Here is a 22,933-nt window from a genome sequence, read left to right on the forward strand (position 1 = left end):
ACCGAGATCTACACCCATGTCCTGGAGGAGCGCCTGCGGAGCCTTGTGCTGCAGCATCACCCGCTCGCCCGCGACAGCTGAGCGGCTTGCACGGTCACGCCGCGGGCCTCATAAGAGACACCGCTTCACCACGCATCAACGGACCCGAGGATGGATCCCGCACAATCCATGATCGACACCGCCTTCTGGCTGACCTCCGGGGGCATCATCCTGCTGCTCATGCTGTCGGCCTTCTTCTCGGGCTCCGAGACGGCGCTGACGGCGGCCTCGCGGGGGAAGCTCCGCGCGCGCGCCGACAAGGGCTCTCGCGGGGCCGAACTCGCGCTCGAGATCACCGAGGACAACGAGCGGCTGATCGGGTCGGTGCTGCTGGGCAACAACCTCGTCAACATCCTGGCCGCCTCGCTCGCCACCGCGCTCTTCACCAAGCTTTTCGGAGAGTCCGGCGTGGCGCTGGCCACGCTGGTAATGACGCTGCTGGTGCTGATCTTCGCGGAAGTGCTGCCCAAGACCTACGCGATCACCAACTCCGAGGCGGCGGCGTCGCTCGTGGCGCCGATCATCCGCGTGATCGTACGGGTGTTCTCGCCGATCGTGTCCGCGGTGCGCTTGCTGGTGCGCGGGGTGCTGCGCCTGTTCGGCGTGAAGACCGACCCCGACAGCCATATCCTCGCCGTGCGCGAGGAGATCGCCGGCGCGCTCCATCTCGGCCACTCCGAGGGCGTGGTCGAGAAGGAGGACCGCGACCGCATCCTGGGCGCGCTCGATCTGGGAGAACGCACGGTGGAGGAGATCATGCTCCACCGGTCGCGCATCGAAATGCTGGACGCCGAGGCGGAGCCTTCCGAGGTTCTGCGCCAGTGCCTCGAAAGCAGCCACACCCGCCTGCCCGTCTATCGCGGCGAGCCCGAAAACATCGTGGGCGTCGTCCATGCCAAGGATCTGCTGCGCACGCTCTACAAGCGCATGTCCGCCCCCGAAGAGGCCACGCTGACCACGACGCTCCAGTCCTTCGACATCGCCGAGGTGATGATGGAGCCCTACTTCATCCCCGACACCACGGCGCTCGACGACCAGATCCGGGAATTCCTGCGGCGGCGGTCGCATTTCGCGCTGGTGGTGGACGAATACGGCTCCATCGAGGGGCTGATCACGCTCGAGGACATCCTCGAGGAAATCGTGGGCGAGATCACAGACGAGTTCGATCCCGATGGCGACCACACGATCCGCAAGGCCGAGGACGGCAACTACATCGTGGACGGCTCGATGACGATCCGCGACCTGAACCGCGCCACGGAGTGGTCGCTGCCCGACGAAGAGGCCAATACCGTGGCGGGGCTGGTCATCCACGAGGCGCAGATGATCCCCACCGTGGGACAGGTCTTTTCCTTCCACGGCTTCCGCTTCGAAGTGACCGGCCGCAAGGACAACCGCATCACGAAACTCAAGATCCGCCCGCTCTGAGCCCGCTCCGGGCGGCGGCCATGGGCGGGACCGCGCGCGTCAGCCCGCCCTGCTCGCGGCAGCGCTCGGCGCGTCCTCCTCCAACTCGTCCTCGTCGTTCACATGCGCCACCCGGGCGCCGGACTTGGATCCGGTGACCACGCCAAGGGATTTCAGCTTGCGGTGCAGCGCGCTGCGTTCCATCCCGACGAAGCTCGCCGTGCGCGAGATGTTGCCACCGAAGCGATTGATCTGGGTCAAAAGATACTCGCGCTCGAACGCCTCGCGCGCCTCGCGCAGCGGCATCGTGGCCACCGCGCCCGAAAGCACCACGCGCCCGTCCTCGGCGGTGCCCGGCGCAACTTCCTGGGGCAGTTCGTGCGCGGCGATGGGCCCGGACCCGTCGCCGAGGATGAGAACCCGCTCGACCAGATTCTTGAGCTGGCGCACGTTTCCGGGCCAGATCATCGTCTGCATGAGCGCCACCGCCTCGTCGGTGAGCTCGCGGCGCGGAAGGCCCTGCGCCTGATGGATCTCGTCCACGAAATGCCGCGCGAGCAGCGGGATATCCTCGCGCCGGTCCTCGAGCGCGGGCACCGAGATCGGCACCACGTTGAGGCGGTGATAGAGTTCCTGCCGGAAGCGGCCCGCGCCGATCTCGGCCTCGAGGTCGCGGTTGGTGGAGGAGATCACGCGCAGATCGACGCGCACCTTGTCGGCGCCCCCCACGCGCTGGAAGGTCTGGTCCACCATGACGCGCAGGATCTTCGACTGGGTGCCGAGCGGCATGTCCGCCACCTCGTCGAAGTAGAGAACGCCGCCATGCGCCTGCTCCAGCAGGCCGGGTTCCACTCCGCGGTCGGTGGTCTCGCGGCCGAAAAGCACCTCTTCCATGCGCTCGGGCGCGATCGAGGCGCAATTCACCGTGACGAACGGCGCCTGCGCGCGGCCCGACCGGGCGTGGACATAGCGTGCGGCCACCTCCTTGCCTGCACCCGCGGGGCCGGTCAGCATCACCCGCCCGTTGGATTTCGTGACCTTGTCGAGCTGGCCCAGCAGCGCGCGGAAGGCCGGGCTTTCACCGATCATCTGCGTCTCGCGGGCGTCGCGGCGCTTCAGGCTCTGGTTCTCGCGGCGCAGCCGCGAGGTTTCCATCGCGCGGCGGATCACCACCATGAGCTGGTCGATGTTGAACGGCTTCTCGATGAAGTCGTAGGCGCCCTGCTTGATCGCCGCCACCGCGATCTCGATGTTGCCGTGACCCGAGATGATGACCACCGGCACGTCCGGGTTGTCGCGCCGCACGCTTTTAAGGATGTCGATCCCGTCCATCCGGCTGTCCTTCAGCCAGATGTCGAGGATCAGAAGCCCGGGCGGCTCGGCGTTGATCGCCGCCATCGCCTCCTCGGAGTTGCCCGCCCGCCGGGTCGCATAGCCCTCGTCCTCCAGAATGTCCGCGATCAGTTCGCGAATGTCGCGCTCGTCGTCCACGATCAGGATGTCACTCATGCCCTTGCCTCTCCTCTTATTCTGCGGCCGCCGCCCGCGCGCCCCCGGCCAGCGGCAGGCGGATCACGGCCATCGCGCCGCGGTGCTCCGACCCGTCGAAGGCCGGCGCGTCCTCGAGCGTGAGGGTGCCGCCATGCTCCTCGATGATCTTCTTCACGATGGGCAGGCCGAGGCCGGTGCCCTTCTCGCGGGTGGTCACGTAAGGCTCGAAAAGCCGCGCACGGTCCTCCGGCAGGCCCACCCCGTTGTCGGCAAGGCGCACCGTCGCCCAGCCGCCCTTGGCCTCCAGCGACACGCGGATTTCTGGGACGTGTCCTTCGGGCGCGCCTTTTTCCTGCAGTGTTTCAATCGCTTCGCCGGCGTTCTTGATCAGGTTCGTCAGCGCCTGCCCGATCATGGTGGCGTCCAGTTCGGCGATCAGAGGCGTCTCGGGCAGCGCGATGTCGAAGCGCACGCTCGGCTGACCGGCCTCCTGCAACAGCGCGGCGTCGCGCACCAGCGCGACAAGGTCCTCGCTGCGCCGCTCTGGCTCCGGCATCCGGGCGAATTTCGAGAACTCGTCGACGATGCGCCTCAGGTCGTCGGTCTGGCGCACGATCACCTCGGTCATCGCGTCGAGCTGCGCGGCCTCGTCCTCCGACAACCCCTTGCGGAACTTGCGGCGAATGCGCTCTGCCGAGAGCTGGATCGGGGTGAGCGGGTTCTTGATCTCGTGGGCGATGCGGCGCGCCACGTCACCCCATGCGGCGAGACGCTGCGCCGCCACGAGATCCGTCACGTCGTCGAAGGCTACCACGAACCCTTCCAGGCTTCCATCCTCCCGGCGCCGCGGGGCGATGCGGACCAGCAGGTTCTCCAGCCGGCCCCCGCGCGAGACCTTGATCTCTTCCTGGGCCACCTCGGCGCGGCCCGAGCGCACCCGCTCGAACAGCTCGCCGAATTCCGGCACCGCGACGGAGATGGGCACGAGGCGGCGGTTTTCCTCCCAGCCCAGAAGCCGCTCGGCGGAGCGGTTGACGAAGGCCACGCGGCCCGTCGCGTCCACGCCGACGACGCCCGAGGTGACCGAGCTCAGAACCGAGTCGAACAACCGGCGGCGACGCTCGATCTGGCGCGTGTTGTCGAGCAGCTTCTCGCGCTGGATCTTGAGCTGCCGGGTCATCTGGTTGAAATACCGCCCCAGCATGGCGATCTCGTCGTCGCCCTCTTCCTCCCGGACCTGAACGTCCAGATCGCCGGAGCCCACACGCTGCGCCGCACCCGCAAGCCGGCCCACCGGCCGCGACAGCCGCTCGGCGAACCAGAGCCCCAGCCAGACCGACGCCAGGATGAGGATCACCGCGAAGCCGAGGTAGAGAAGCCCGAACTCGAAGAGCACCCGGCCGCGTTCGCTTTCGAGCTGCTGGTAGAGCCGCACGGTCTCCTGCGTCTCGTCGAGCAGGCTCAGAAGGTCCCCGTCCACCTCGCGGCTGACGTAAAGATAGCGGTCGGCGAAACGGGTCAGCGGCACGAGGGCACGAAACTCGTTGTTGTCCCAGTCCTCCAGGATCGCCACGCCTTCCGCGGCCGCCGTGTCGAAAGCCGCGCGCGCCGGTTCTTCGTAATCGAAGAGGTAGGAGCGTTCGCCCCGGGCGCGGATCTCTCCTGCGCCGTCGATCACGTAGGCCTCGCGCAGCCCGCGCTGGATCTGCGCCTGCCCCTGGGCGAGCAGAACGCGCAGGTCGCCGTCGCTCATGAGGAAGGTGGCGCGATTGTCGGATTCGAGATAGCGGGCGAGCGCGCCCGCATCCTCGGCAAGGTCGCGGCGGTGCTCTTCCTCGTAGGCCTGCGCGGCGGCGAGGCTCGAGCCCAGCACGCTGCGCACCCGGTCGGAAAACCATCCCTCGAGGCCGATATTGACGGTGAGACCGGCGAAGACGGCCACGCTGACCGTCGGGATGAGCGCCATCAACGCGAAGACGCCGGTCAGCCGCAGGTGCAGCCGCGATCCGGCCGACTGCGCCCTCCGTGCCGCGATCATCTGCACCACGCGCTGCAGCACCAGCGCGGCCACGACGAGGACGTAGACGAGATCGGCCAGCAGCACGAGACGCAGGCCGAGCGACGCCGCGCCCTGGTCGAACGGCCCCAGAACGAGGAAAGTGACCAGCGCGAGCACGGGGCCCAGGATCACCAGGCCGAGCGTCGCGGCATTCTGCACCCGCCGCTGACGGCGCAGCCGGTTCACCCGGCTCCAACTCAAGCGCTGTGCCCCAAAGGCCACGACTGTCCTCGCCTGCTCTCGGCGCCACAGGGCACCGCACCGCCACATTTTGTGGTCCTGCCGGTGCGGACAGCGGGGCTGCCGCGCCGGGGCCACGGGTCTGTTGCCCTTTTACATCAATTTGCGGCGCCGTGTCACGCGAATCTCGAGGTCGTTGACCTTCTTGCGAAGCGTATTGCGGTTGATGCCGAGAAGGTCGGCGCATTTGGCCTGGTTTCCGCCCGTGGCGTCGAGCGCGATCTCGATGAGCGGTGCCTCCACCTCGCGCAGGACGCGCTGGTAAAGGCCGGGCGGCGGCAGCATCGCGCCATGCAGGTCGAAATAGCGCCGCAGGTGGCGCGCCACCGAGGCCGAGAGCTTCTCGCCGTCGGCCCCCCGGCCTTGCAGGACCGGCTCGGTGCCCGGCTGATCGCCGAGGACCTGTTCGACCTCGGCGCGCGAGATCTCCTCGGCGCGCGAGGTCAGGCTCAGCCTGCGGACCGCGTTCTCGAGCTGGCGCACGTTCCCCGGCCAGCTGTAGAGGCGGACAAGCTCTTCCGCATCCTCGGAAAATCGCCGCCGCGGCGCGCCTTCGCGCTCGGCGCGGGCGAGGAAATGCTCGGCCAGCAGCGCGATGTCCTCCACCCGCTCGCGCAGCGCCGGGACGTGCAGGGTGGCCCCGGTGAGGCGGTAATAGAGATCCCGGCGCAGCCCGCCCTCTTCCATCGCGGCGGCCAGGTCCGCCTGCGAGGTGGCCATGAACCGCGGCACATGCTCGCCCGGCGCATCCATCATGCGCACGATGCGCGCCTGCACGTCGTCCTCGAAATCCGCGATCTCGTCGAGCAGAAGCGTGCCGCCCTTGGCCCGCGCAAGCACCCGCGCCGGACCCTCGAGCTCGCGCAGGTCCGCCGCGGCGACGGTGACGAAGGGCAGCGTGCGGCGGTCCGAGAAATCGTGGATGGCCCGGGCGATCAGCGATTTCCCGGTGCCCGATTCGCCGGTGATGAGGACCGGTATGTCGGCGTTCATGACCCGCGCCACCAGGCGGTAGAGCGCCTGCATGGCGGGCGTGCGCCCGACCAGCGGCAACTCGCCGTCCTCGGCGGGCACGTCGTCCACCGGCACCGACGGCGCGCGGCGGCGCGTCTCGAGCGCGCGGGCGGTGCGCTTCATCAGGTCCGGCAGGTCGAAGGGCTTCGGCAGGTAGTCGTAAGCCTCCGCCTCCGCGGCCTGGATCGCCGTCATGATCGTGTTCTGCGCCGAGATCACGATGACCGGCAGATCCGGGCGATCCTGGGCGATCTTCGGCAGCATCTCGAGCCCGTTCCCGTCGGGCATCATCACGTCCGAGATGACCACGTCACCCTTCCCCTCGCTCACCCAGCGCAAGAGCGTCGTCAGCGAGGAGGTGGCGTGCACCTTGCATCCCGCGCGCGTCAGCGCCTGCGTCAGCACGGTGCGGATCGTGCGGTCGTCGTCGGCGACGAGAACGGTGCCGTCCATCAGGGGGTCTCCTTCCTGGGTTGGGGCGCGCGGGCGAGCGATATGCGAAAGACGGTGCGTCCGGGCACGGAGCTGACCGAGATCCAGCCGCCGTGATCCGAGACGATCTTGCTGACGAGGGCGAGGCCCAGCCCCGTGCCGTTGTCGCGGCCCGAGACGAAGGGCTCGAAGATGTCGCCGGCCAGCTCTCCGGGCAGGCCGGGGCCGTCGTCGATCACCTCGATCTGCAGGGGCAGCGCCTGGCCGCCGCCATCGGCCCGGCGCAACTTGAAACTGTGCTCGAAATAGGTGTGCAGACGGATCGTGCCGCCCTCGCGCCCGGCGGCCTCGGAGGCGTTCTTCAGGAGATTGAGAAACACCTGAAGCAACTGGTCGGGATCGCCGAGCGCCTGCGGCAGCGAGGGGTCGTAATCCTCGACGATCGTCATGTGGGCGCCGAAGCCCAGAAGCGCCGAGCGCCGCGCGCGGTCGAGCACGTCGTGGATGTTGAGCGGCCTGAGATCGGGCGGCGTGGCATTTCCGAACTGTTCGACCTGTTCGAGCAGCTTCACGACGCGGCGTGTCTCGGCAACGATAAGATCCGTAAGTTCAAGGTCGTCCGCGCCGAGGTTCATCGACAGAAGCTGGGCGGCCCCGGCGATCCCGGCCAGCGGGTTCTTGATCTCGTGGGCGAGCATCTCGGCCATGCCGATGGCCGATTTCGCGGCCGACTTCACCGAATGGCTGACGGTCATGCGCCCGGCCAGCTCGCGCGGCGCGATCAGCAGGACCATCGCCCCCGGCGCGCCCGACAGCGGCGCAATCTGGAGGTTGCACTGAAGCGGCGGCCGCTCGCCCGTGCCGACGTCGACGTCGTTGACGAAAAGCGTGGCGTTGTCGCGGCGCGCCCGCTGGAAGCTTTCCTCGATCGGGGCGTCCACGGCCAGCCTGTCCCAGACCGGCTGGCCGGACAGGGACTTCGCGGAGGTGTTGAAGAACCCTTCGGCGGCGGGATTTGCCGCGCTGATCCGATCCGCCGCGTCGATCAGGACGGCGGGCACCGGCAGCGAGTTCCAGATCGGCCCGTCGAGGCTCATGCCGCGCGCCTTTCGCGCGGGGCGAGCGCCTCGGGCAGATGCGCCAGCACCTCTCGCGGCGCGCCGGTCAGGACGGCGCGGCGCAGCGCGGGCGCGGTTCCCGCGCCGTCCATGTACCACCCGAGATGCTTGCGCGCGACACGCTCGCCGATCTCGTTGCCGTAAAAGCTCAGCATCGCCTCGTAATGCCTTGCCACCAGATCGGAAAGCTCCCGCCCGTCGGGGGCCGCCGGCAGCGGCCGCGCGGCCAGGCGCGCGGCGATCTGCGCCAGAAGCCAGGGCCGCCCCTGCGCGCCGCGCCCCACCATCACGCCGTCCGCGCCCGATGCGCGGAGCGCGGCGCGCGCGCTCTCCGCCCCGGTGATGTCTCCGTTGGCGATCACCGGGATGCGAACCGCGGCCCGGACGCGCGCGATGGCGCGCCAGTCGGCACGTCCCTTGTAGAACTGGCACCGCGTGCGCCCGTGGATCGTGATCATCTGCACGCCCGCCGCCTCGGCCCGCCGCGCGATCTCCGGCGCGTTGAGGCACTGCTCGTCCCAGCCCAGACGGGTCTTGAGCGTGACCGGCACCGACACCGCGCCGACAACCGCCTCGATCAGGCGGAGCGCGCGCTCGGGCTCTCGCAGAAGCGCAGAGCCCGACAGCCCGCCCACCACCTTCTTGGCGGGACACCCCATGTTGATGTCGATCAGGCGCGCGCCGTTGGCTTCCACCATCCGCGCGGCGTCCGCCATCCAGCGGGGATCGCGCCCGGCAAGCTGCACGGCGGTGCCCGCCCGGTCGAAGCCCAGTTCCGCACGCTCGCGCACCCCCGGTTTCGCCTGCACCATTTCCTGGCTGCCCACCATCTCGCTCACAACGAGGCCCGCGCCGAAAGAGGCCACCAGATCGCGATAGGGCCGATCGGTGATGCCCGCCATGGGGGCGAGGAACACGGGTGGGTCGAGGGTGCGCCCTGCCAGAGTAATGCTCAACTGCCTAATCCTTGTGCACGCCCTCCAGCTAACCCGTGCCAAGGCGATGGACAAGTTGCCCGCGAAGCTTTTGACCCGCGCCACCCGCCGTCTGCCCATTTCTTGGGCGCTCGACGCCGGGACATTGCCTTGCGTCGAAGCAGCGCCTAGACAACCGGCAGGCAAAGCCGGGAGACGCCATGCGCATCGCCGCCATCATCGTCGCCGCGGGACGCGGTTCGCGCGCGGGCGGGGGGACGCCGAAGCAATGGCGCCCGCTCGCCGGGCGGCGCGTGGTCGACTGGGCCGTCGCCGCGTTCGCACGCCATCCCCGCGTCGCCGAAACCATGCTCGTCATCCATCCCGGGGACCGGGCGCTCGCCCCCGGGGGCGTCCGGCTCGTCGAGGGCGGCGCGACGCGCGCGGCCTCCGTCCGGGCGGGGCTCGAGGCGCTCGGCGGCAGCGATGTCACCCATGTGCTGATCCATGACGTCGCGCGCCCCGGCGTGTCGGCCGCGGTGATCGACCGGGTGATCGCGGCCCTTGCGACCGCGGACGCCGCGGCACCCGCCCTGCCCGTGACCGATGCGCTGTGGCGCGGGGCGGCGGGCCGGGTCGCGGGCGCCGAATCCCGCGAGGGCCTCTGGCGGGCGCAGACGCCGCAGGGCTTCCGCCTCGCACCGATCCTGGCCGCCCACCGGGATCATGACGGCACGGCCGCCGACGATGTGGAGGTTGCACGCGCCGCGGGCCTCGAGGTCGCGATCGTTCCGGGCGAGGAGGCCAACCTTAAGATCACCGCGCCCGAGGATTTCGCGCGGGCCGAACGGGAGATGACGGGAATGCAGCTTCGGCTCGGGAATGGCTACGACGTGCACCGTTTCGGCCCCGGCGACCACGTGATGCTGTGCGGCGTGAAAGTGCCGCATGGCAAGGGGTTGGCGGGCCATTCGGATGCGGATGTGGGGATGCACGCGGTCACCGACGCGCTTTACGGCGCGCTGGCCGAGGGCGACATCGGCCGGCATTTCCCGCCATCGGACCCGCAATGGAAAGGCGCGGCGAGCCACATCTTCCTCGCCCATGCCGCAGATCTCGTGGCGAAGCGCGGCTGGCGGATCGCCAACATCGATTGCACGCTGGTGTGCGAGCGCCCGAAGATCGGGCCGCATGCCACTGAAATGCAGACCGAACTCGCGCGCATCGCGGGGATTGATCCCGTCTGCGTGAGCGTGAAGGCCACCACCAGCGAGGGGCTGGGCTTCACCGGCCGAGAGGAGGGCATCGCCGCGATCGCGACGGCCGCCCTGGTGCGGCCATGAACCGGCTCGTCGCCACCGTCTTCGGGCTGGGCCACCTGCGCCCGGGCCCGGGCACCTGGGCCTCCGCGGCGGCCCTGCCCATGGCCTGGGCGCTTCACGCGCTGGGCGGCTTCGCCGTGCTCGCGCTGGCCACGGTCGCCGTGGCCGCGCTGGGATGGCGCGCGGTGGCGGCGGAGCTCTCGGGCCGGCCGGAGGAGGACCCCTCGGAATTCGTCGTGGACGAAGTCGTGGGCCAATGGATCGCCATCTGGCCGGTCTCGGCGGGCGCCACGCTTCTCGGCCTGCCGGTGACGGCGCTCTGGCCGGGCTGGCTCGCCGCCTTCCTCCTTTTCCGTTTCTTCGATATACTGAAACTCGGGCCGGTCGGCTGGGCGGACCGGCGCCACGGCGCGACGGGCGTCATGCTCGACGACATCCTCGCAGGCGTCCTTGCCGGGCTCGGCGTGGTCATGCTTGCCGCCTTCGCCCATGGAGTGATGATGCGATGATCACGCAGCAGACCCTCGTCATGCGCTACCGCGATGCGGGCCGTCGCATCACGACGGCGGAAAGCTGCACGGGGGGCCTGCTTTCGGCGCGCATCACCGAGCAGCCGGGCAGTTCCCACGTCTTCGAACGGGGATTCGTCACCTATTCCAACCGCGCCAAGCAGGAGATGCTGGGCGTGGAGGCCGAGACGCTCGCGGCCCAGGGCGCGGTGAGCGAGGCGGTGGCGCGCGAGATGGCCGAAGGCGCGCTCGCACGGGCGCACGCCGATGTCGCGATCGCCATCACCGGCATCGCCGGGCCGGGCGGATCCGAGACGAAGCCCGAGGGCCGCGTCTGTTTCGCGCTCGCCGTGGAGGGGCGCAAAACGCTGATCCAGACGGTGGAGTTCGGCCCGCTCGGCCGCGAGAACGTGCGCCGCGCGTCGGTGGATCACGCCATGTCGATGCTCGACGCGGTGGTCGACGGCGCGCCCTGACCCTAGCCCACCGTGGCCGTGCCGGGGCTGCCGTAAAGGTCATACGCCCGCGCCTCGAACGCGCGCACGATCCGCTGCATCGCCTCGTAGAAGAAGAGCCCCGCGGCACGCTGCATGATCCGGTTCTTGAACTCGAAATCCACGTGGAAGCTCACCTCGCACCCCTCGGGCCTGTCGCGGAATTTCCAGTTGGAGTGCATGTGGCGGAACGGGCCGTCGAGATATTCCGTGTCGATCCGCCGCGTGTCGGGCCAGAGCGTCACGCGGCTGCCGAACCGCTCCCGGAACACCTTGAACGAGATGACGAGATCGGCCTCCATGATCTCGCCCGTCTCGCCGTCGGGCGACGTCACGGGGCGGCGCGAGCGCACCCGGGCCGCGGCCGTCCATGGCAGGAACTCGGGGTAGCGCGCGACGTCGGCCACCAGGTCGTACATCTGCGCTGCGCTGTAGGGCAGCGTGCGGGTTTCGGAATGGGTTGGCATGCCTTGGGGCCGATTTCCTCCGTGACAGTGGCCGCCCATGTCGTATGGTGCGGCCGGAAAATCAAGGGGCAGGCATGGCGGAGCGGCCTTATGTCATCGACGAGCTGATCTCGGCGAAGGCCATCGCGGCGCGCATCGAGGCGCTCGCCCACGAGATCGAGCGCGCCTTCGCGGGCACCGACAAGCTGGTGGTCGTGGGGCTTTTGCGCGGCTCCTTCGTGTTCATCGCCGATCTCGTGCGCGAACTCGATCTGCCGGTGGAGGTCGATTTCATGGAGACGTCCTCTTACGGCAACTCCACCGAATCGAGCCGCGAGGTGCGTATCCTGAAGGACCTTCGCGGCAAGATCGCGGGGCGCGACGTGCTGGTCGTCGAGGATATCGTGGACACGGGCCACACGCTGGCCCACGTCCTCAACCTTCTGACCTCCCGCCGGCCTGCACGGCTCAAGAGCATCGCGCTTCTCGACAAGCCCGCGCGACGCGAGGTGGAGGTGGTGGCCGACTGGACTGGATTCGAGATCCCAGATGCCTTCGTGGTGGGCTACGGCATCGATTACGCTCAGCGAAACCGCAACCTGCCCTATATCGGCGCGGTGCGCTTCACCTGATGTATCTGGGCTGGCTGCTTCGGCTTTACAGGTGGTCCCGTCGTCCGCCCTCTCGCGCGTTGCGCTGGACCGTCGGGGGTGTGCTGGCACTCGCCGCGGTCATCTGGGCGCTCGAGACATGGCTGGGCCTGCCCGACTGGATGCAGATGGACCGCCCGCCGCGCCTCACCCCGATGCGCCGCTGAACCGCCGGGCCGTGCGGGAGCGCGCAGACGTTGCGCGCAGAAATGGTTGATGATTTGTTACGCATCTCAGGCATACTGACCGCGCATGTCCAAATAGGGAGACACGTCATGAAGACCAAGGTGATCGCTCTGGCCGCCGCGGCCGCGCTTGTCGCGCCCGCCGCTTTTGCGCAAGACGACTTTTCGGCGCAGCTCAAGGCGCGGCAGGGCCAGTTCCGCATCATGGCGCTGAACATCGGCGTTCTGGGCGGCATGGCCCAGGGCAAGATCGACTATGACGCCGAGGCGGCGCAGATCGCGGCCGATTCCCTGGTGGCGATCAGCGGGGTGCACCAGGGCAAGCTCTGGCCCGAAGGTACCGACGAGGTGATGCTGGACGGCACGCGCGCCAAGGCGGCGATCTGGGAAAACTTCGACGATTTCGCCTCGAAATGGGGGGATTTCGGCGAACAGGCCGCCGCGATGCAGGCGGTCGCCGGCGACGGGCTGGACGCCGTGGGCCCCGCGCTTCAGCAGCTCGGCGGCACCTGCAAGGCGTGCCACGACGAGTATCGCGCGCCCGAAGACTGATCCCGCGCCATGCGCCGCCTGCTGACAGGTTTCATCGTGCTCGCCGCCCTGATCGGGGCGGCGGGCTGGTTTCTGAGCGCTCCGCAGAGCGCCGACGCCGCGCTCTATGCCGGGCTGGAGGGCGACCCGGCCGCGGGCGAGAGGATCTTTCACGCCGCGGGCTGCGCGTCCTGCCATGCCGCCCCGGACGCGGAGGGCGAGGCCCGGCTGGTTCTGGCCGGCGGCGCGCGGTTCGAAAGCGATTTCGGAACCTTCGTCGCGCCCAACATCTCTCCGGATCCGGACGAGGGCATCGGCGGATGGAGCCTAGAAGCGTTCGCCACCGCGCTGACGAAGGGCGTTGCGCCGGACGGGCGGCATTACTACCCCGCCTTTCCCTACACGGCCTACGCCAAGATGGCGCCGCAGGACGTGGCCGATCTGAAGGCCTACATGGACAGGCTGCCCCCCTCGGACGCCGGAAGCGCGCCGCACGAGGTCGGGTTTCCCTTCACCCTGACGCGCGGGATCGGGCTTTGGAAACGCGCCTTTCTCGACGAGCGGTGGGTCGTGACGGATGCGCCCGGCGCGGAACTGGAGCGCGGCCGCTACCTTGTCGAGGCGCTGGGCCATTGCGCCGAATGCCACACCCCGCGAAACTTCGCCGGCGCGCTCGACATCGGGCGCTGGATGACGGGAGCGCCCAATCCTTCGGGGCGCGGGCGCATTCCCGCGATCACGCCCGACGAGCTTGGCTGGGACGCGTCCGAAATCGCCTGGTATCTCGAGTCGGGATTCACGCCGGACTACGACAGCGCGGGCGGCAGCATGGCCAAGGTGGTCACCGGCCTTTCAAAGTTGCCCGACGAGGATCGCGCGGCGATCGCGGCCTATCTGCTGGCCCTGCCCCGCGACGGGTGAAAGGCCGCCGGGGCCGGGCCGTTCAGGACGCGTCCTGCCCCAGGCGGGCCAGCCGATTCTCCCGAAGCCGGGCGAAATCCTCGCCCGCGTGGTAGGACGAGCGCGTGAGCGGGGTCGCGGACACCATCAGGAACCCCTTGCCCCAGGCCGCCTTCTCGTAGGAGCGGAACTCGTCCGGCGTGATGAAGCGATCGACCCGGTGATGCTTCGAGGTGGGCTGGAGGTACTGACCGATCGTCAGGAAATCCACGTCCGCCGAGCGCATGTCGTCCATCACCTGCAGCACCTGCGCGCGCGCCTCGCCGAGGCCGACCATGACGCCCGACTTGGTGAAGATCGTCGGATCGATCTCCTTCACCCGCTGCAAGAGGCGCAGGGAATGGAAGTAGCGCGCGCCGGGCCGCACCTCGGGATAGAGCCCCGGCACCGTCTCGAGGTTATGATTGAAGACGTCCGGCCGCGCCTCGACCACGGTTTCGAGGGCGGAGTCGGCGCAGCGCAGGAAATCTGGCGTCAGCACCTCGATCGTGGTCTCGGGGCTGCGGTGTCGGATCGCGCGGATGGTCTGCGCGAAATGCTCCGCCCCGCCATCCTCGAGGTCGTCGCGGTCCACGCTGGTGATGACGACATGGTTGAGGCCGAGCTTCTCCACCGCGTGGGCCACGCGCCCCGGCTCGAACACGTCGAGCGCCTCGGGCCGCCCGGTCGCCACGTTGCAGAACGTGCAGCCGCGGGTGCAGATCTCGCCCATGATCATCATGGTGGCGTGACCCTGGCTCCAGCATTCGCCGACATTGGGGCAGCCCGCCTCCTCGCAGACGGTGACGAGGCGGTTCTCGCGGATGATGTCGCGGGTTTCCTTGTAGCCCTCGCTCACCGGCGCCTTGACGCGGATCCAGTCGGGCTTGCGCGGCCGCTCGGTATCGGGGCGGTGCGCCTTTTCGGGGTGGCGCTGGGCGGGGTCGGCGAGGTCGCGCATCATGCCTCCGGGCGTTTGCTTCACAAGGAAGCATAGTCCTCGCGACGGGCGGTGACCAGTGCGGCAACGCCGCGCCCCGTCTCAGCCAATCATCGGCCCGCCCAGCCCCTGCGTTTCGTCGTAGTGCCGCTTGAGCCGTTGCAGCGCGATGCGCAGCACGATCTTGCCCGAGCGTGCGGACCAGCCCAGCCGGCGCTCGGCGCTTTCGAGCCCTTCGAGGTAGCAACAGCACCGCAACGCGACGTCGCCGAGCCCCGGTCCGAGATCGCGCAACGCCGCGGCGACACGTTCGCGCGCGGCTTCCGACGCACCGCGGCCGCCCGCCGGCGGCGCCCCGGTGCAACCGGCCGTCAGGAAGCGCTGCCAGTTCTGGGTGACGGCGCTGCCCACCTGGGCAAGCTCGAAATCCTCGCGCAGGCGCTCGCCCGCGCGCAGCAGTGCCTCCGGCAGGAACGGCGCGCCGTCGCGGTCGCGCCGCCGCGCAAGCGCGACAAGCGGGGTATCCTGCGCGCAATAGCGCCCGCGCCGCGCCGCGCTCGCGCGGTAGCGGGCCTGCGCCTCGCCGAACCCGGTCGCGTCGTCGTCGCGCTCGCCCGCGAACTCCTGAAGCGCGCTCCGGCCTGCCGCGGTCAGCGTGTATTGCGCGATGCGCCCGGGCTTCAGACACTCGATCCATTCCTTGAGGGCGAGCGCCTGCGCCACCTCGGCATCCAGCACCGCGGTGCGGATCGACGTGCCGTCCGGCGTGTCGCGCACCACCACGGCCTTCTCCATCCCCTCGGCCACGGCGAGACGCGCGCCGGTTTCGGCCATGCGGGACAGCACGCGCCGCGCCTCGCGCGTCAGGGTGTCTCCGTCCATGAGCGGCGCGCCCCGGAGCTGGGCCGCGCGGGCTGCGCCGCGGTCCGGGAAAAGCGCGGTGCCCAGCCCGCGCAACGCCGCATCGGTCAGCGGGTCGTCGCGCCGCGCCTCGATCCGGCGCACCTGCCGCAGCACCGTCGATGCGTGGCACCCCGCGCTTCTGGCGAGATGGCGGATCGTGAGTCCTGCCTCGGTATGGGCGAGATAATGCACGGCCGCCGCCGGAACCCAGTCCGGACAGGCGACCGGAAAGGAGCGGCCTTCGCTCCGCGCTATCGGCGTCGATCCCCCCACGGTTTCCGCGCGCCCCCGTCGTTCCACAGAGTTGTCCACAACCATTGCGAGAATTGGTTACCCATTCGTAAATTTCCAGATCGTCAAAGCAGTATTGTTTCCAATTGATAAACAATTGCAACGCGGCCGCGCGATCTTCCATGCCGCGGCGCAACACGCGTTCAGGTTGTGTCACAGTCCCGTCTCGCCAAGGCAGAGGGGAACATACCATGCAGGATATCACCAGAATGCTCGCCGATCTGCGCCGCCCGGCACTGCTCGTGCGGACCGCGCGCATCGGCGCCGCGGAATACCGCCGCGAGGCGCATCTGCCCCGCGTGCTGGGCTACGGGGCGCTGCCGCGTAGCGCCGAGGCGGCCCTGAGGCTCTTCACGCTCGAGGGCGAACTGGAGGCGGCGCGCCGCGACGCGCGCGCCGACTACAGCCCCGCGCGCCATGTCGAGGTGCTGATCGCGCTCATGGGCGAGGCGCGGATGTTGCGCGCCGCGCCCGGGGTCAGCTGAAGGCGTCGGGCATCGAGGCCTTCTTCTCGGCGACATAGGCCGAAAGCGCCTCGGTCACCGCCGGATCGAGCGCGGGCTGCTGGTATTGGCCCATCAGCTTGTCGACCCGCTCGGAGGCGAGCGAGACCGTGTCGCGCGCGCCTTCCTCGTCCCAGGTCTCGAAGGGCTTGTAGTCGAAGAGCTCGGTACGCCAGAACGCCGACTTGAAGTTGCCCTGGGTGTGCGCGCAGCCGAGGTAATGGCCGCCCGGCCCGACCTCGCGGATCGCGTCGAGGGCCTGCGCGTTCTCGTCCATCGCGATGCCCTGGGCGAATTTGTGCAGCACGCCGAGCTGGTCGGCGTCCATCACGAACTTCTCGAAGGAGGCGACGAGCCCGCCCTCGAGCCAGCCGCAGGAGTGCAGCATGAAGTTCACGCCGCCGAGCAGCGCGGCGTTCAGCGTCTGCGTCGTCTCATAGGCCGCCTGCGCGTCTGGCAGCTTGGAGCCGCAGAGCCCGCCGCCCGAGCGGAAGGGCAGGTTCATCCGCCGCGCGAGCTGGCCCGCGCCGTAGAGGATCTGGCTCGCCTCCGGGGTGCCGAAGGTGGGCGCGCCCGAGTTCATGTCGATCGAGGTGACGAAGGCGCCGAAGATCACCGGCGCGCCCGGCCGCACGAGCTGCGCGTAGCCGATCCCGGCCATGACCTCGGCCAGCACCTGCGTGAGCGTGCCCGCCACCGAGACCGGCGCCATGGCGCCGCCCACGATGAAGGGCGAGACGATGCAGGCCTGGTTGTTGCGCACATAGACCTCGAGCGCGCCCATCATCACGTCGTCGAAGGTCATGGGCGAGTTCACGTTGATGAGCGAGGTCATCACCGTGTTCTGCTGCACGAACTCCTGCCCGAAGAGGATCTCGCACATCTCCACGCTGTCCTGCGCGCGCGAGGGTTCGGTCACCGAGCCCATGAAGGGCTTGTCCGACAGCGTCATGTGCGCAAGCAGCATGTCGAGATGGCGCTTGTTCACCGGCACGTCGGTCGGCTCGCAGACCGTGCCGCCCGAATGGTGCAGCCATTTCGACATGTAGCCCAGCTTCACGAACTTGCGGAAATCCTCCATCGTGGCGTAGCGCCGGCCGCCGGCGAGATCGCGCACGAAGGGAGGGCCGTAGACCGGCGCGCAGACCAGCGTGTTGCCACCGATCTCCACCGATTTTTCCGGGTTGCGCGCCATCTGTGTGTAGCGCGCGGGCGCCTTCGCGCAGAGTTCGCGGGCCAGCCCGCGCGGAATGTGCACCCGCTCGCCCTGCACGTCCGCCCCCGCCTCGCGCCAGCGCGCCAGCGCCTCGGGGTTCTGCACGAAGTTGACCCCGATCTCCTCGAGGAGGATCTCGGCGTTCGCCTCGATGATCTCCAGCGCCTCGGCGTTCAGGATCTCGAAAAGCGGGATGTTGCGCTCGATGAAGCGCGCGGTCTCGATGCGCACGGAGGTCCGCTCCGCACGCCGCGCCGCGCCGCCGCCACCGCCTCGGGCCCGTCTGCGGGTTGCTGCCTCGGTCATGTCTCACCTCGCGCGCCAAGGGTTTCGGGTGGACAGGGTGTAACGCCGCGCCCGTCCTCCTGCGGTGATCGTTTGCGGCCAGTTTCGGACGAAAACGACATGGCGCGGCATCATGCGCCCTTGCGCGCGCTTGCGCGTCCGCATCGCGCGGCTTAGAGGGCAGCCATGACACAGCCTGCCCATGACCGCATGCTCATCGTCGATTTCGGGTCCCAGGTGACGCAGCTCATCGCGCGGCGCCTGCGCGAACTCGACACCTATTGCGAGATCCACCCCTTCCAGAACGTCACCGAGGCGTTTCTCGAAGCGTTCCGCCCCAAGGCGGTGATCCTGTCGGGCGGACCGGCCTCGGTCACCGATCCGGAGAGCCCGCGCCCGCCCGAGGCCGTCTTCGCGCTCGGCGTGCCGGTGCTGGGCATCTGCTACGGACAGCAGGTGATGATGCAGATGCTGGGCGGCCGGGTGGAGCGCGGCGACGGCACTGCGGAGTTCGGCCGCGCCTATGTCGTGCCCACCGCGACGCGTCTCGATCTGCTGGAGGGCTGGTTCGACACGGGGCGCGAGCAGGTCTGGATGAGCCACGGCGATCATGTGGCCGCGCTCGCTCCGGGTTTCGAGGTCTTCGGCACCTCGCCCGGCGCCCCCTTCGCCGTGACCGCCGATCCCGAACGCCACTTCTACGCCGTGCAGTTCCACCCGGAAGTGCACCACACGCCGAACGGCGGCAGGCTTTACGCCAACTTCCTGAAGATCGCGGGTTTCACCGGCGACTGGACCATGGGCGCCTACCGCGACGAGGCGATCGAGAAGATCCGCGCGCAGGTGGGCGACGCCAAGGTGATCTGCGGTCTTTCCGGGGGTGTCGATTCCTCGGTGGCCGCCGTCCTCATCCACGAGGCGATCGGCGACCAGCTGACCTGCGTCTTCGTGGATCACGGGCTTCTGCGCCTCAACGAGGCCGAGGAAGTCGTCTCGATGTTCCGCGATCACTACAACATCCCGCTCGTCCACGTGGACGAGACGGAACGCTTCCTGTCGGCGCTGGAAGGCGTGTCCGATCCGGAAACGAAACGCAAGATCATCGGAGGACTGTTCATCGACGTCTTCCAGGAGCATGCCGACGGCATCGAGGGGGCGGAATTCCTGGCCCAGGGCACGCTTTACCCCGACGTGATCGAATCGGTCTCCTTCTCGGGCGGTCCGTCGGTGACGATCAAGAGCCACCACAACGTGGGCGGCCTGCCCGAGAAGATGGGCCTGAAGCTCGTGGAGCCCTTGCGCGAGCTTTTCAAGGACGAGGTGCGCGTCCTCGGCGGCGAGCTTGGCCTGCCCGGGAACTTCATCGGCCGCCACCCCTTCCCGGGCCCCGGCCTCGCCATCCGCTGCCCGGGCGAGATCACCCGCGACAAGCTGGAGATCCTGCGCAAGGCCGACGCGGTCTACATCGACCAGATCCGCAAGCACGGGCTTTACGACGAGATCTGGCAGGCCTTCGCCGCGATCCTGCCCGTGCGCACGGTGGGCGTGATGGGCGACGGACGGACCTACGACTACGCCTGCGCGCTCCGCGCCGTGACCTCGGTGGACGGCATGACGGCCGACGTCTACCCGTTCAGCCACGAGTTCCTCTCCGAGACGGCGACGCGCATCATCAACGAGGTGCGCGGCATAAACCGGGTGACCTACGACATCACGTCGAAGCCCCCGGGCACGATAGAGTGGGAATGACCCGGGCGCGCCGGGGCGCTCTGGCGCGTCTCTCAGCCGGCTGCTAAGCGAAGGCATGGCCACGCGCGACGCCCCTGCCCCGGTCCGATCGCCGACCCTCCTCGCCGGTTTCTGGATGGTCGGGACGGTCCTCTCCTTCACATCGATGGCGGTGGCGGGGCGGGAGCTGTCGGCGGGTCTCGATACCTTCGAGATCATGCTCTACCGCAGCCTCGTGGGCGTGGGGATCGTGCTGGCGGTCGGCGCCGCGGCGGGCACGCTATCGCAGGTGAGCGTGCTGCGATTCCGCCTGCATGTCATCCGCAACGTCACCCATTTCACCGCGCAGAACCTCTGGTTCTACGCCGTCGCGACCATCCCGCTCGCGCAGGTGGTGGCGCTGGAGTTCACCTCGCCGCTCTGGGTCGTGCTGCTGGCGCCGCTCGTCCTCGGTGAGCGTCTGACGCCCGTCCGCGCGCTTGCCGCGCTTCTGGGCTTCGTCGGCATCCTGATCGTCGCGCGCCCGGGCTTGACACCGCTCGAGGCCGGGCAGGTCACCGCCGCGGGGGCGGCGCTGGGCTTCGCGCTGACGGCGCTCGCCACCCGCGCGCTGACCCGCACCGAGAGCATCACCTGCATCATGTTCTGGCTCACGGCGATGCAGGCAGTTTTCGGCCTGGCCGCGGCCGGGGTGGACGGCGACATCGCCCTGCCCGGTCCGGGCGCGCTGCCCTTTGTCGCGCTGGTGGGTGTCGCTGGGCTTTCGGCCCATTTCTGCCTGACCAACGCGCTGCGGCTGGCACCGGCGGGGGTGGTCATGCCGATGGATTTCGCGCGGCTGCCGGTGATCGCCTTCGTCGGAATGGCACTTTACGCCGAGCCGCTGGAATGGGCGGTTCTCGTCGGCGCGCTGGTGATCTTCGCGGCCAACTGGATCAACATCCGGGCGCAGACGCGGGAAACGACGCAGGCCCTGCGTCCGGAGTGAGGCCGGCGGCCCGGCGCGGCGGGGGTTCAGCCCTAGGTTGACGTCGCGTTGCTTACCCCATGTTAACGTTCCGCCAATATTGACAGCCGTCGAAGCCCGTTCCTACTCAGGAGGTTGCGCTGCTACCGAGGGCTGTTGCGGTCGGCGCGTCAGGGGAGGAATGCAATGAAGACACTGATCGGAGCGGCGTCCGCGCTCGCGCTTGCCGCCGGCGGGGCGCTTGCGGGGGGCATCGAACGCACGACGCAATCGGCGATGATCCTCTACGAGGACGGAAATTACGGGGAGCTGAGCCTTGGCAGCGCCTCGCCCAGCGTGAGCGGGACGAGCCGCGCGCTCGGGCCTTTCCCTGCCCAGAAAATCGACAACGTGGCGGACGATTACTTCCTGCCGGGCTTCGGCCTGAAGATGGATCTCGGCGACAATCTCTCCGCCGCGCTTATCTACGATCGTCCCTTCGGCGCGGACGTGAAGTACGACCCGCTCAATCCCGTCCTCGGCGGCACCTCGGCGGAGGCCTCGACCAACGCGCTCACCGCACTTCTGAAATACCAGATCAACGAACGCGTCTCGGCCTTCGGCGGCCTGCGATATCAGACCGCCGAGGGTGACATCGGCCTGCAAGGCGCCGCGTATGGGCCGGTCTCCGGCTACGAGGTCTCGCTCGACCGCGACGCCGCGGCCGGCTATGTCCTCGGCGTCGCCTACGAGGTGCCGGAGATCGCGCTTCGCGTGGCGCTGACCTACAACTCCGAGATCACCCACGAGATGGGAACGCGCGAGACGATTGGCGGCACCCCCATCGCGCCCCCTTCGGTGACAGAGGTCAAGACCCCGCAAAGCGTCAACCTCGACTTCCAGACCGGCATCGCGCAGGACACGCTGCTGTTCGGCTCGGTCCGCTGGGTGGAGCACTCGGCCTTCCGGGTGGATCCGCAGGGGTTCGTCGGCGCCACGGGCGACGGCCTCATCGACCTCGAGGACACGACGACCTACCGGCTCGGCCTCGGGCGGCGCTTCAGCGACAAGTGGACGGGCTCCGTCACCCTCGCGTACGAGGCGCCGGGCGACGATCTCGTCTCGCCGCTCGCCCCGTCCACGGGATATACGCAGGTCGCGCTCGGCGCGGCCTACCAGGCGACCGAGATGATGCAGATCGCGGGCGGCGTGAGTTACACCGTCCTCGGCGACGCCAAGCCCGAGACGGGAACGCCCGACGTCGCGCGCGCAGATTTTTCCGACAATGACGTCGTCGGCGTGGGGCTGCGCGTCTCGTTCAATTTCTGACATTCCTTCATCCCCGCTCAAGGCCCCGCCCCATCCCGGGCGGGGCCTTTTGCTGCGCGAGGGGGTTTGACCGGGGCTCGCGCTCTGGCTAAGGCGCTTCTGGAACGATGGGACGGCCCCCGGCATGATCTACGAGACCGCGACGGACTGGCTTGATGCGCCCGAAAAGCGCGTGGTGCTTTTCGGCATGTCCGGGCTTGGCAAGACACGGCTTTCGGCCCTGCTGCGCGAGCAGGGAGGCTGGTTCCATTACTCCGTCGATTACCGCATCGGCACGCGCTACATGGGCGAGCACATCGCCGACCTTTTCAAGCGGGAGGCGATGAAGCTCCCGTTCCTGCGCGAATTGCTGATGTCCGACTCGATCACGATCGACTCGAAGATCCGCTTCGACAACCTCGCGCCGCTGTCGAAATACCTTGGAAAACCGGGGGATCCGGCGAAGGGCGGGCTGGAGTTCGAAGAATACATGCGCCGGCAGGCGCAGCACCGGGCCGCCGAGCGTTCGGCGATGCTCGACACCGGCCATTTCGTGACGCGCGCCCGCGAGATCTACGGCTACCGGAACTTCGTCTGCGACACCTCGGGCTCGATCTGCGAGATCGTCGATCCCGAGAACCCGGCCGACGCGATCCTCGCGGCGCTCTCCGCAACGGCCCTGCCGGTGTGGATCGAGGGATCCGAGGCCCACACCGCGGAGCTCGTCCGCCGGTTCGACCGGGCCCCGAAGCCGATGTATTACCAGCCCGATTTCCTGCGCGCGGCCTGGAGGGAGCACCTCGAGGAAACGGGCCTTCGCGAAACCGAAGTGGACCCGGACGCCTTCGTGCGGCGGACCTATGCGCGCGCGCTCGCGCACCGGCAGCCGCGCTACGCCGCGATGGCGCGCTGGGGCGTCACGGTAAGCGCCGACGAGGTCGCCGCCGTCAGCGACGCCGCGGGCTTCGAGGCGCTGCTGGCCCGCGCGCTTGAGCGCCGCGCCGAATAGGCGTATCCCCGCCCTTT

At 69.0% G+C, this 22,933-nt stretch carries 22 protein-coding genes and 1 pseudogene; 14 read left to right on the forward strand and 9 right to left on the reverse strand.

Translation table 11 applies throughout. The features are described from left to right. Both AB6A66_RS07905 and AB6A66_RS07910 read left to right on the forward strand, forming a co-directional pair. Nucleotides 1-81: pseudogene (locus AB6A66_RS07905) on the forward strand (recombinase XerD); the annotation flags it as partial. A 69-nt stretch (nt 82-150) separates the two neighbouring features. After that, nucleotides 151-1,464, forward strand: a complete 1,314-nt coding sequence (locus AB6A66_RS07910) for an HlyC/CorC family transporter (RefSeq protein ID WP_371038449.1) — start codon at nt 151-153, stop codon at nt 1,462-1,464. A gap of 39 nt (nt 1,465-1,503) precedes the next feature. Here the strand turns inward: AB6A66_RS07910 and AB6A66_RS07915 are convergent, their stop codons facing one another. From AB6A66_RS07915 to dusB, 5 genes are all read right to left on the reverse strand, one after another. Continuing rightward, nucleotides 1,504-2,952 carry a sigma-54-dependent transcriptional regulator gene (locus AB6A66_RS07915; RefSeq protein WP_371038450.1) on the reverse strand — a complete coding sequence of 483 codons (1,449 nt, stop codon included), beginning with the start codon at nt 2,950-2,952 and terminating at the stop codon, nt 1,504-1,506. 16 nt (nt 2,953-2,968) lie between these two features. Further along, a complete protein-coding gene (locus tag AB6A66_RS07920) occupies nt 2,969-5,263 on the reverse strand; it encodes an ATP-binding protein (protein ID WP_371055462.1) in 2,295 nt (764 codons plus the stop codon). Nucleotides 5,264-5,326: 63 nt separating this feature from the next. Continuing rightward, the gene (locus AB6A66_RS07925; RefSeq protein WP_371055463.1) at nt 5,327-6,700 is read right to left on the reverse strand and encodes a response regulator; all 1,374 of its coding nucleotides are present in this window, start codon (nt 6,698-6,700) and stop codon (nt 5,327-5,329) included. After that, on the reverse strand, nt 6,700-7,776 hold the full coding sequence (locus AB6A66_RS07930; RefSeq protein ID WP_371055464.1) for a nitrogen regulation protein NR(II): 1,077 nt from the start codon (nt 7,774-7,776) through the stop codon (nt 6,700-6,702). Before AB6A66_RS07930 ends, AB6A66_RS07925 begins: the two co-directional genes overlap by 1 nt. Then, nucleotides 7,773-8,753 (reverse strand): tRNA dihydrouridine synthase DusB, encoded by a 981-nt coding sequence (gene dusB / locus AB6A66_RS07935; protein ID WP_371055465.1) that lies wholly within the window; start codon nt 8,751-8,753, stop codon nt 7,773-7,775. Before dusB ends, AB6A66_RS07930 begins: the two co-directional genes overlap by 4 nt. Nucleotides 8,754-8,932: 179 nt before the next feature. Between dusB and AB6A66_RS07940 the strand changes: the two genes are divergently transcribed. From AB6A66_RS07940 to AB6A66_RS07950, 3 genes are read left to right on the forward strand one after another with little or no spacing between them, the layout of a single operon-like run. Beyond that, nucleotides 8,933-10,054 carry a bifunctional 2-C-methyl-D-erythritol 4-phosphate cytidylyltransferase/2-C-methyl-D-erythritol 2,4-cyclodiphosphate synthase gene (locus tag AB6A66_RS07940; protein ID WP_371055466.1) on the forward strand — a complete coding sequence of 374 codons (1,122 nt, stop codon included), beginning with the start codon at nt 8,933-8,935 and terminating at the stop codon, nt 10,052-10,054. Then, complete coding sequence (locus AB6A66_RS07945) at nt 10,051-10,542, forward strand: phosphatidylglycerophosphatase A (RefSeq protein ID WP_371055467.1); 492 nt, start codon at nt 10,051-10,053, stop codon at nt 10,540-10,542. Before AB6A66_RS07940 ends, AB6A66_RS07945 begins: the two co-directional genes overlap by 4 nt. Further along, nucleotides 10,539-11,018, forward strand: coding sequence for a CinA family protein (locus tag AB6A66_RS07950; protein WP_371055468.1), 480 nt, complete (start codon nt 10,539-10,541; stop codon nt 11,016-11,018). The genes AB6A66_RS07945 and AB6A66_RS07950 overlap by 4 nt, the downstream gene beginning before the upstream one ends. A 2-nt stretch (nt 11,019-11,020) precedes the next feature. Here the strand turns inward: AB6A66_RS07950 and AB6A66_RS07955 are convergent, their stop codons facing one another. Then, nucleotides 11,021-11,503, reverse strand: a complete 483-nt coding sequence (locus AB6A66_RS07955; RefSeq protein WP_371038458.1) for a type II toxin-antitoxin system RatA family toxin — start codon at nt 11,501-11,503, stop codon at nt 11,021-11,023. A gap of 74 nt (nt 11,504-11,577) precedes the next feature. Here AB6A66_RS07955 and hpt point away from each other — a divergent pair, with 74 nt between their 5' ends. The 4 genes from hpt (at nt 11,578) to AB6A66_RS07975 (ending at nt 13,769) form a co-directional block, all read left to right on the forward strand. Continuing rightward, nucleotides 11,578-12,114: a hypoxanthine phosphoribosyltransferase gene (gene hpt, locus AB6A66_RS07960; protein WP_371055469.1), complete on the forward strand. Its 537-nt coding sequence runs from the start codon at nt 11,578-11,580 to the stop codon at nt 12,112-12,114. Further along, nucleotides 12,114-12,299 carry a hypothetical protein gene (locus AB6A66_RS07965; protein ID WP_371055470.1) on the forward strand — a complete coding sequence of 62 codons (186 nt, stop codon included), beginning with the start codon at nt 12,114-12,116 and terminating at the stop codon, nt 12,297-12,299. The genes hpt and AB6A66_RS07965 overlap by 1 nt, the downstream gene beginning before the upstream one ends. Nucleotides 12,300-12,407: 108 nt before the next feature. Further along, nucleotides 12,408-12,869 (forward strand): cytochrome c, encoded by a 462-nt coding sequence (locus AB6A66_RS07970; RefSeq protein ID WP_371038934.1) that lies wholly within the window; start codon nt 12,408-12,410, stop codon nt 12,867-12,869. 9 nt (nt 12,870-12,878) lie between these two features. Next, nucleotides 12,879-13,769 carry a c-type cytochrome gene (locus tag AB6A66_RS07975; protein ID WP_371055471.1) on the forward strand — a complete coding sequence of 297 codons (891 nt, stop codon included), beginning with the start codon at nt 12,879-12,881 and terminating at the stop codon, nt 13,767-13,769. A gap of 22 nt (nt 13,770-13,791) precedes the next feature. Here AB6A66_RS07975 and lipA read toward each other — a convergent pair whose 3' ends face one another. Together lipA and AB6A66_RS07985 are read right to left on the reverse strand one after the other, a co-directional pair. After that, nucleotides 13,792-14,748, reverse strand: a complete 957-nt coding sequence (gene lipA / locus AB6A66_RS07980; protein WP_371038936.1) for a lipoyl synthase — start codon at nt 14,746-14,748, stop codon at nt 13,792-13,794. 81 nt (nt 14,749-14,829) lie between these two features. After that, complete coding sequence (locus AB6A66_RS07985) at nt 14,830-15,822, reverse strand: DUF6456 domain-containing protein (RefSeq protein WP_371055472.1); 993 nt, start codon at nt 15,820-15,822, stop codon at nt 14,830-14,832. A gap of 290 nt (nt 15,823-16,112) precedes the next feature. Between AB6A66_RS07985 and AB6A66_RS07990 the strand changes: the two genes are divergently transcribed. Further along, on the forward strand, nt 16,113-16,406 hold the full coding sequence (locus AB6A66_RS07990) for a DUF6477 family protein (RefSeq protein WP_371055473.1): 294 nt from the start codon (nt 16,113-16,115) through the stop codon (nt 16,404-16,406). On the opposite strand, the gene AB6A66_RS07995 is transcribed toward AB6A66_RS07990, so the two are convergent. Then, a complete protein-coding gene (locus tag AB6A66_RS07995) occupies nt 16,399-17,946 on the reverse strand; it encodes a trimethylamine methyltransferase family protein (protein ID WP_371055474.1) in 1,548 nt (515 codons plus the stop codon). The two genes, AB6A66_RS07990 and AB6A66_RS07995, sit on opposite strands and share 8 nt — an antisense overlap. Nucleotides 17,947-18,111: 165 nt before the next feature. Here AB6A66_RS07995 and guaA point away from each other — a divergent pair, with 165 nt between their 5' ends. The 4 genes from guaA to AB6A66_RS08015 all read left to right on the forward strand — a co-directional run bounded on the left by guaA (nt 18,112) and on the right by AB6A66_RS08015 (nt 22,916). Further along, a complete protein-coding gene (gene guaA / locus AB6A66_RS08000) occupies nt 18,112-19,674 on the forward strand; it encodes a glutamine-hydrolyzing GMP synthase (RefSeq protein WP_371038940.1) in 1,563 nt (520 codons plus the stop codon). Nucleotides 19,675-19,789: 115 nt separating this feature from the next. Continuing rightward, on the forward strand, nt 19,790-20,641 hold the full coding sequence (locus AB6A66_RS08005) for a DMT family transporter (RefSeq protein WP_371055475.1): 852 nt from the start codon (nt 19,790-19,792) through the stop codon (nt 20,639-20,641). Nucleotides 20,642-20,806: 165 nt separating this feature from the next. Next, nucleotides 20,807-21,928 carry an OmpP1/FadL family transporter gene (locus tag AB6A66_RS08010; RefSeq protein ID WP_371038942.1) on the forward strand — a complete coding sequence of 374 codons (1,122 nt, stop codon included), beginning with the start codon at nt 20,807-20,809 and terminating at the stop codon, nt 21,926-21,928. A 124-nt stretch (nt 21,929-22,052) separates the two neighbouring features. Continuing rightward, nucleotides 22,053-22,916, forward strand: a complete 864-nt coding sequence (locus tag AB6A66_RS08015) for an ATPase (protein ID WP_371038943.1) — start codon at nt 22,053-22,055, stop codon at nt 22,914-22,916. Nucleotides 22,917-22,933 lie beyond the last annotated feature (17 nt).

It is taken from the genome of Rhodosalinus sp. K401 (assembly GCF_041365735.1).
Classification (GTDB): Bacteria; Pseudomonadota; Alphaproteobacteria; order Rhodobacterales; family Rhodobacteraceae; genus Rhodosalinus.

What these genes read in the sequence shown, in the direction of transcription:
- AB6A66_RS07910 (WP_371038449.1), top strand. Translation starts at nt 151, where the DNA reads ATGGATCCCGCACAATCCATGATCGACACCGCCTTCTGGCTGACCTCC.
- AB6A66_RS07915 (WP_371038450.1), bottom strand. Translation starts at nt 2,952, where the DNA reads ATGAGTGACATCCTGATCGTGGACGACGAGCGCGACATTCGCGAACTG.
- AB6A66_RS07920 (WP_371055462.1), bottom strand. Translation starts at nt 5,263, where the DNA reads ATGTGGCGGTGCGGTGCCCTGTGGCGCCGAGAGCAGGCGAGGACAGTC.
- AB6A66_RS07925 (WP_371055463.1), bottom strand. Translation starts at nt 6,700, where the DNA reads ATGGACGGCACCGTTCTCGTCGCCGACGACGACCGCACGATCCGCACC.
- AB6A66_RS07930 (WP_371055464.1), bottom strand. Translation starts at nt 7,776, where the DNA reads ATGAGCCTCGACGGGCCGATCTGGAACTCGCTGCCGGTGCCCGCCGTC.
- AB6A66_RS07940 (WP_371055466.1), top strand. Translation starts at nt 8,933, where the DNA reads ATGCGCATCGCCGCCATCATCGTCGCCGCGGGACGCGGTTCGCGCGCG.
- AB6A66_RS07945 (WP_371055467.1), top strand. Translation starts at nt 10,051, where the DNA reads ATGAACCGGCTCGTCGCCACCGTCTTCGGGCTGGGCCACCTGCGCCCG.
- AB6A66_RS07950 (WP_371055468.1), top strand. Translation starts at nt 10,539, where the DNA reads ATGATCACGCAGCAGACCCTCGTCATGCGCTACCGCGATGCGGGCCGT.
- AB6A66_RS07955 (WP_371038458.1), bottom strand. Translation starts at nt 11,503, where the DNA reads ATGCCAACCCATTCCGAAACCCGCACGCTGCCCTACAGCGCAGCGCAG.
- hpt (WP_371055469.1), top strand. Translation starts at nt 11,578, where the DNA reads ATGGCGGAGCGGCCTTATGTCATCGACGAGCTGATCTCGGCGAAGGCC.
- AB6A66_RS07965 (WP_371055470.1), top strand. Translation starts at nt 12,114, where the DNA reads ATGTATCTGGGCTGGCTGCTTCGGCTTTACAGGTGGTCCCGTCGTCCG.
- AB6A66_RS07970 (WP_371038934.1), top strand. Translation starts at nt 12,408, where the DNA reads ATGAAGACCAAGGTGATCGCTCTGGCCGCCGCGGCCGCGCTTGTCGCG.
- AB6A66_RS07975 (WP_371055471.1), top strand. Translation starts at nt 12,879, where the DNA reads ATGCGCCGCCTGCTGACAGGTTTCATCGTGCTCGCCGCCCTGATCGGG.
- lipA (WP_371038936.1), bottom strand. Translation starts at nt 14,748, where the DNA reads ATGCGCGACCTCGCCGACCCCGCCCAGCGCCACCCCGAAAAGGCGCAC.
- AB6A66_RS07990 (WP_371055473.1), top strand. Translation starts at nt 16,113, where the DNA reads ATGCAGGATATCACCAGAATGCTCGCCGATCTGCGCCGCCCGGCACTG.
- AB6A66_RS07995 (WP_371055474.1), bottom strand. Translation starts at nt 17,946, where the DNA reads ATGACCGAGGCAGCAACCCGCAGACGGGCCCGAGGCGGTGGCGGCGGC.
- guaA (WP_371038940.1), top strand. Translation starts at nt 18,112, where the DNA reads ATGACACAGCCTGCCCATGACCGCATGCTCATCGTCGATTTCGGGTCC.
- AB6A66_RS08005 (WP_371055475.1), top strand. Translation starts at nt 19,790, where the DNA reads ATGGTCGGGACGGTCCTCTCCTTCACATCGATGGCGGTGGCGGGGCGG.
- AB6A66_RS08010 (WP_371038942.1), top strand. Translation starts at nt 20,807, where the DNA reads ATGAAGACACTGATCGGAGCGGCGTCCGCGCTCGCGCTTGCCGCCGGC.
- AB6A66_RS08015 (WP_371038943.1), top strand. Translation starts at nt 22,053, where the DNA reads ATGATCTACGAGACCGCGACGGACTGGCTTGATGCGCCCGAAAAGCGC.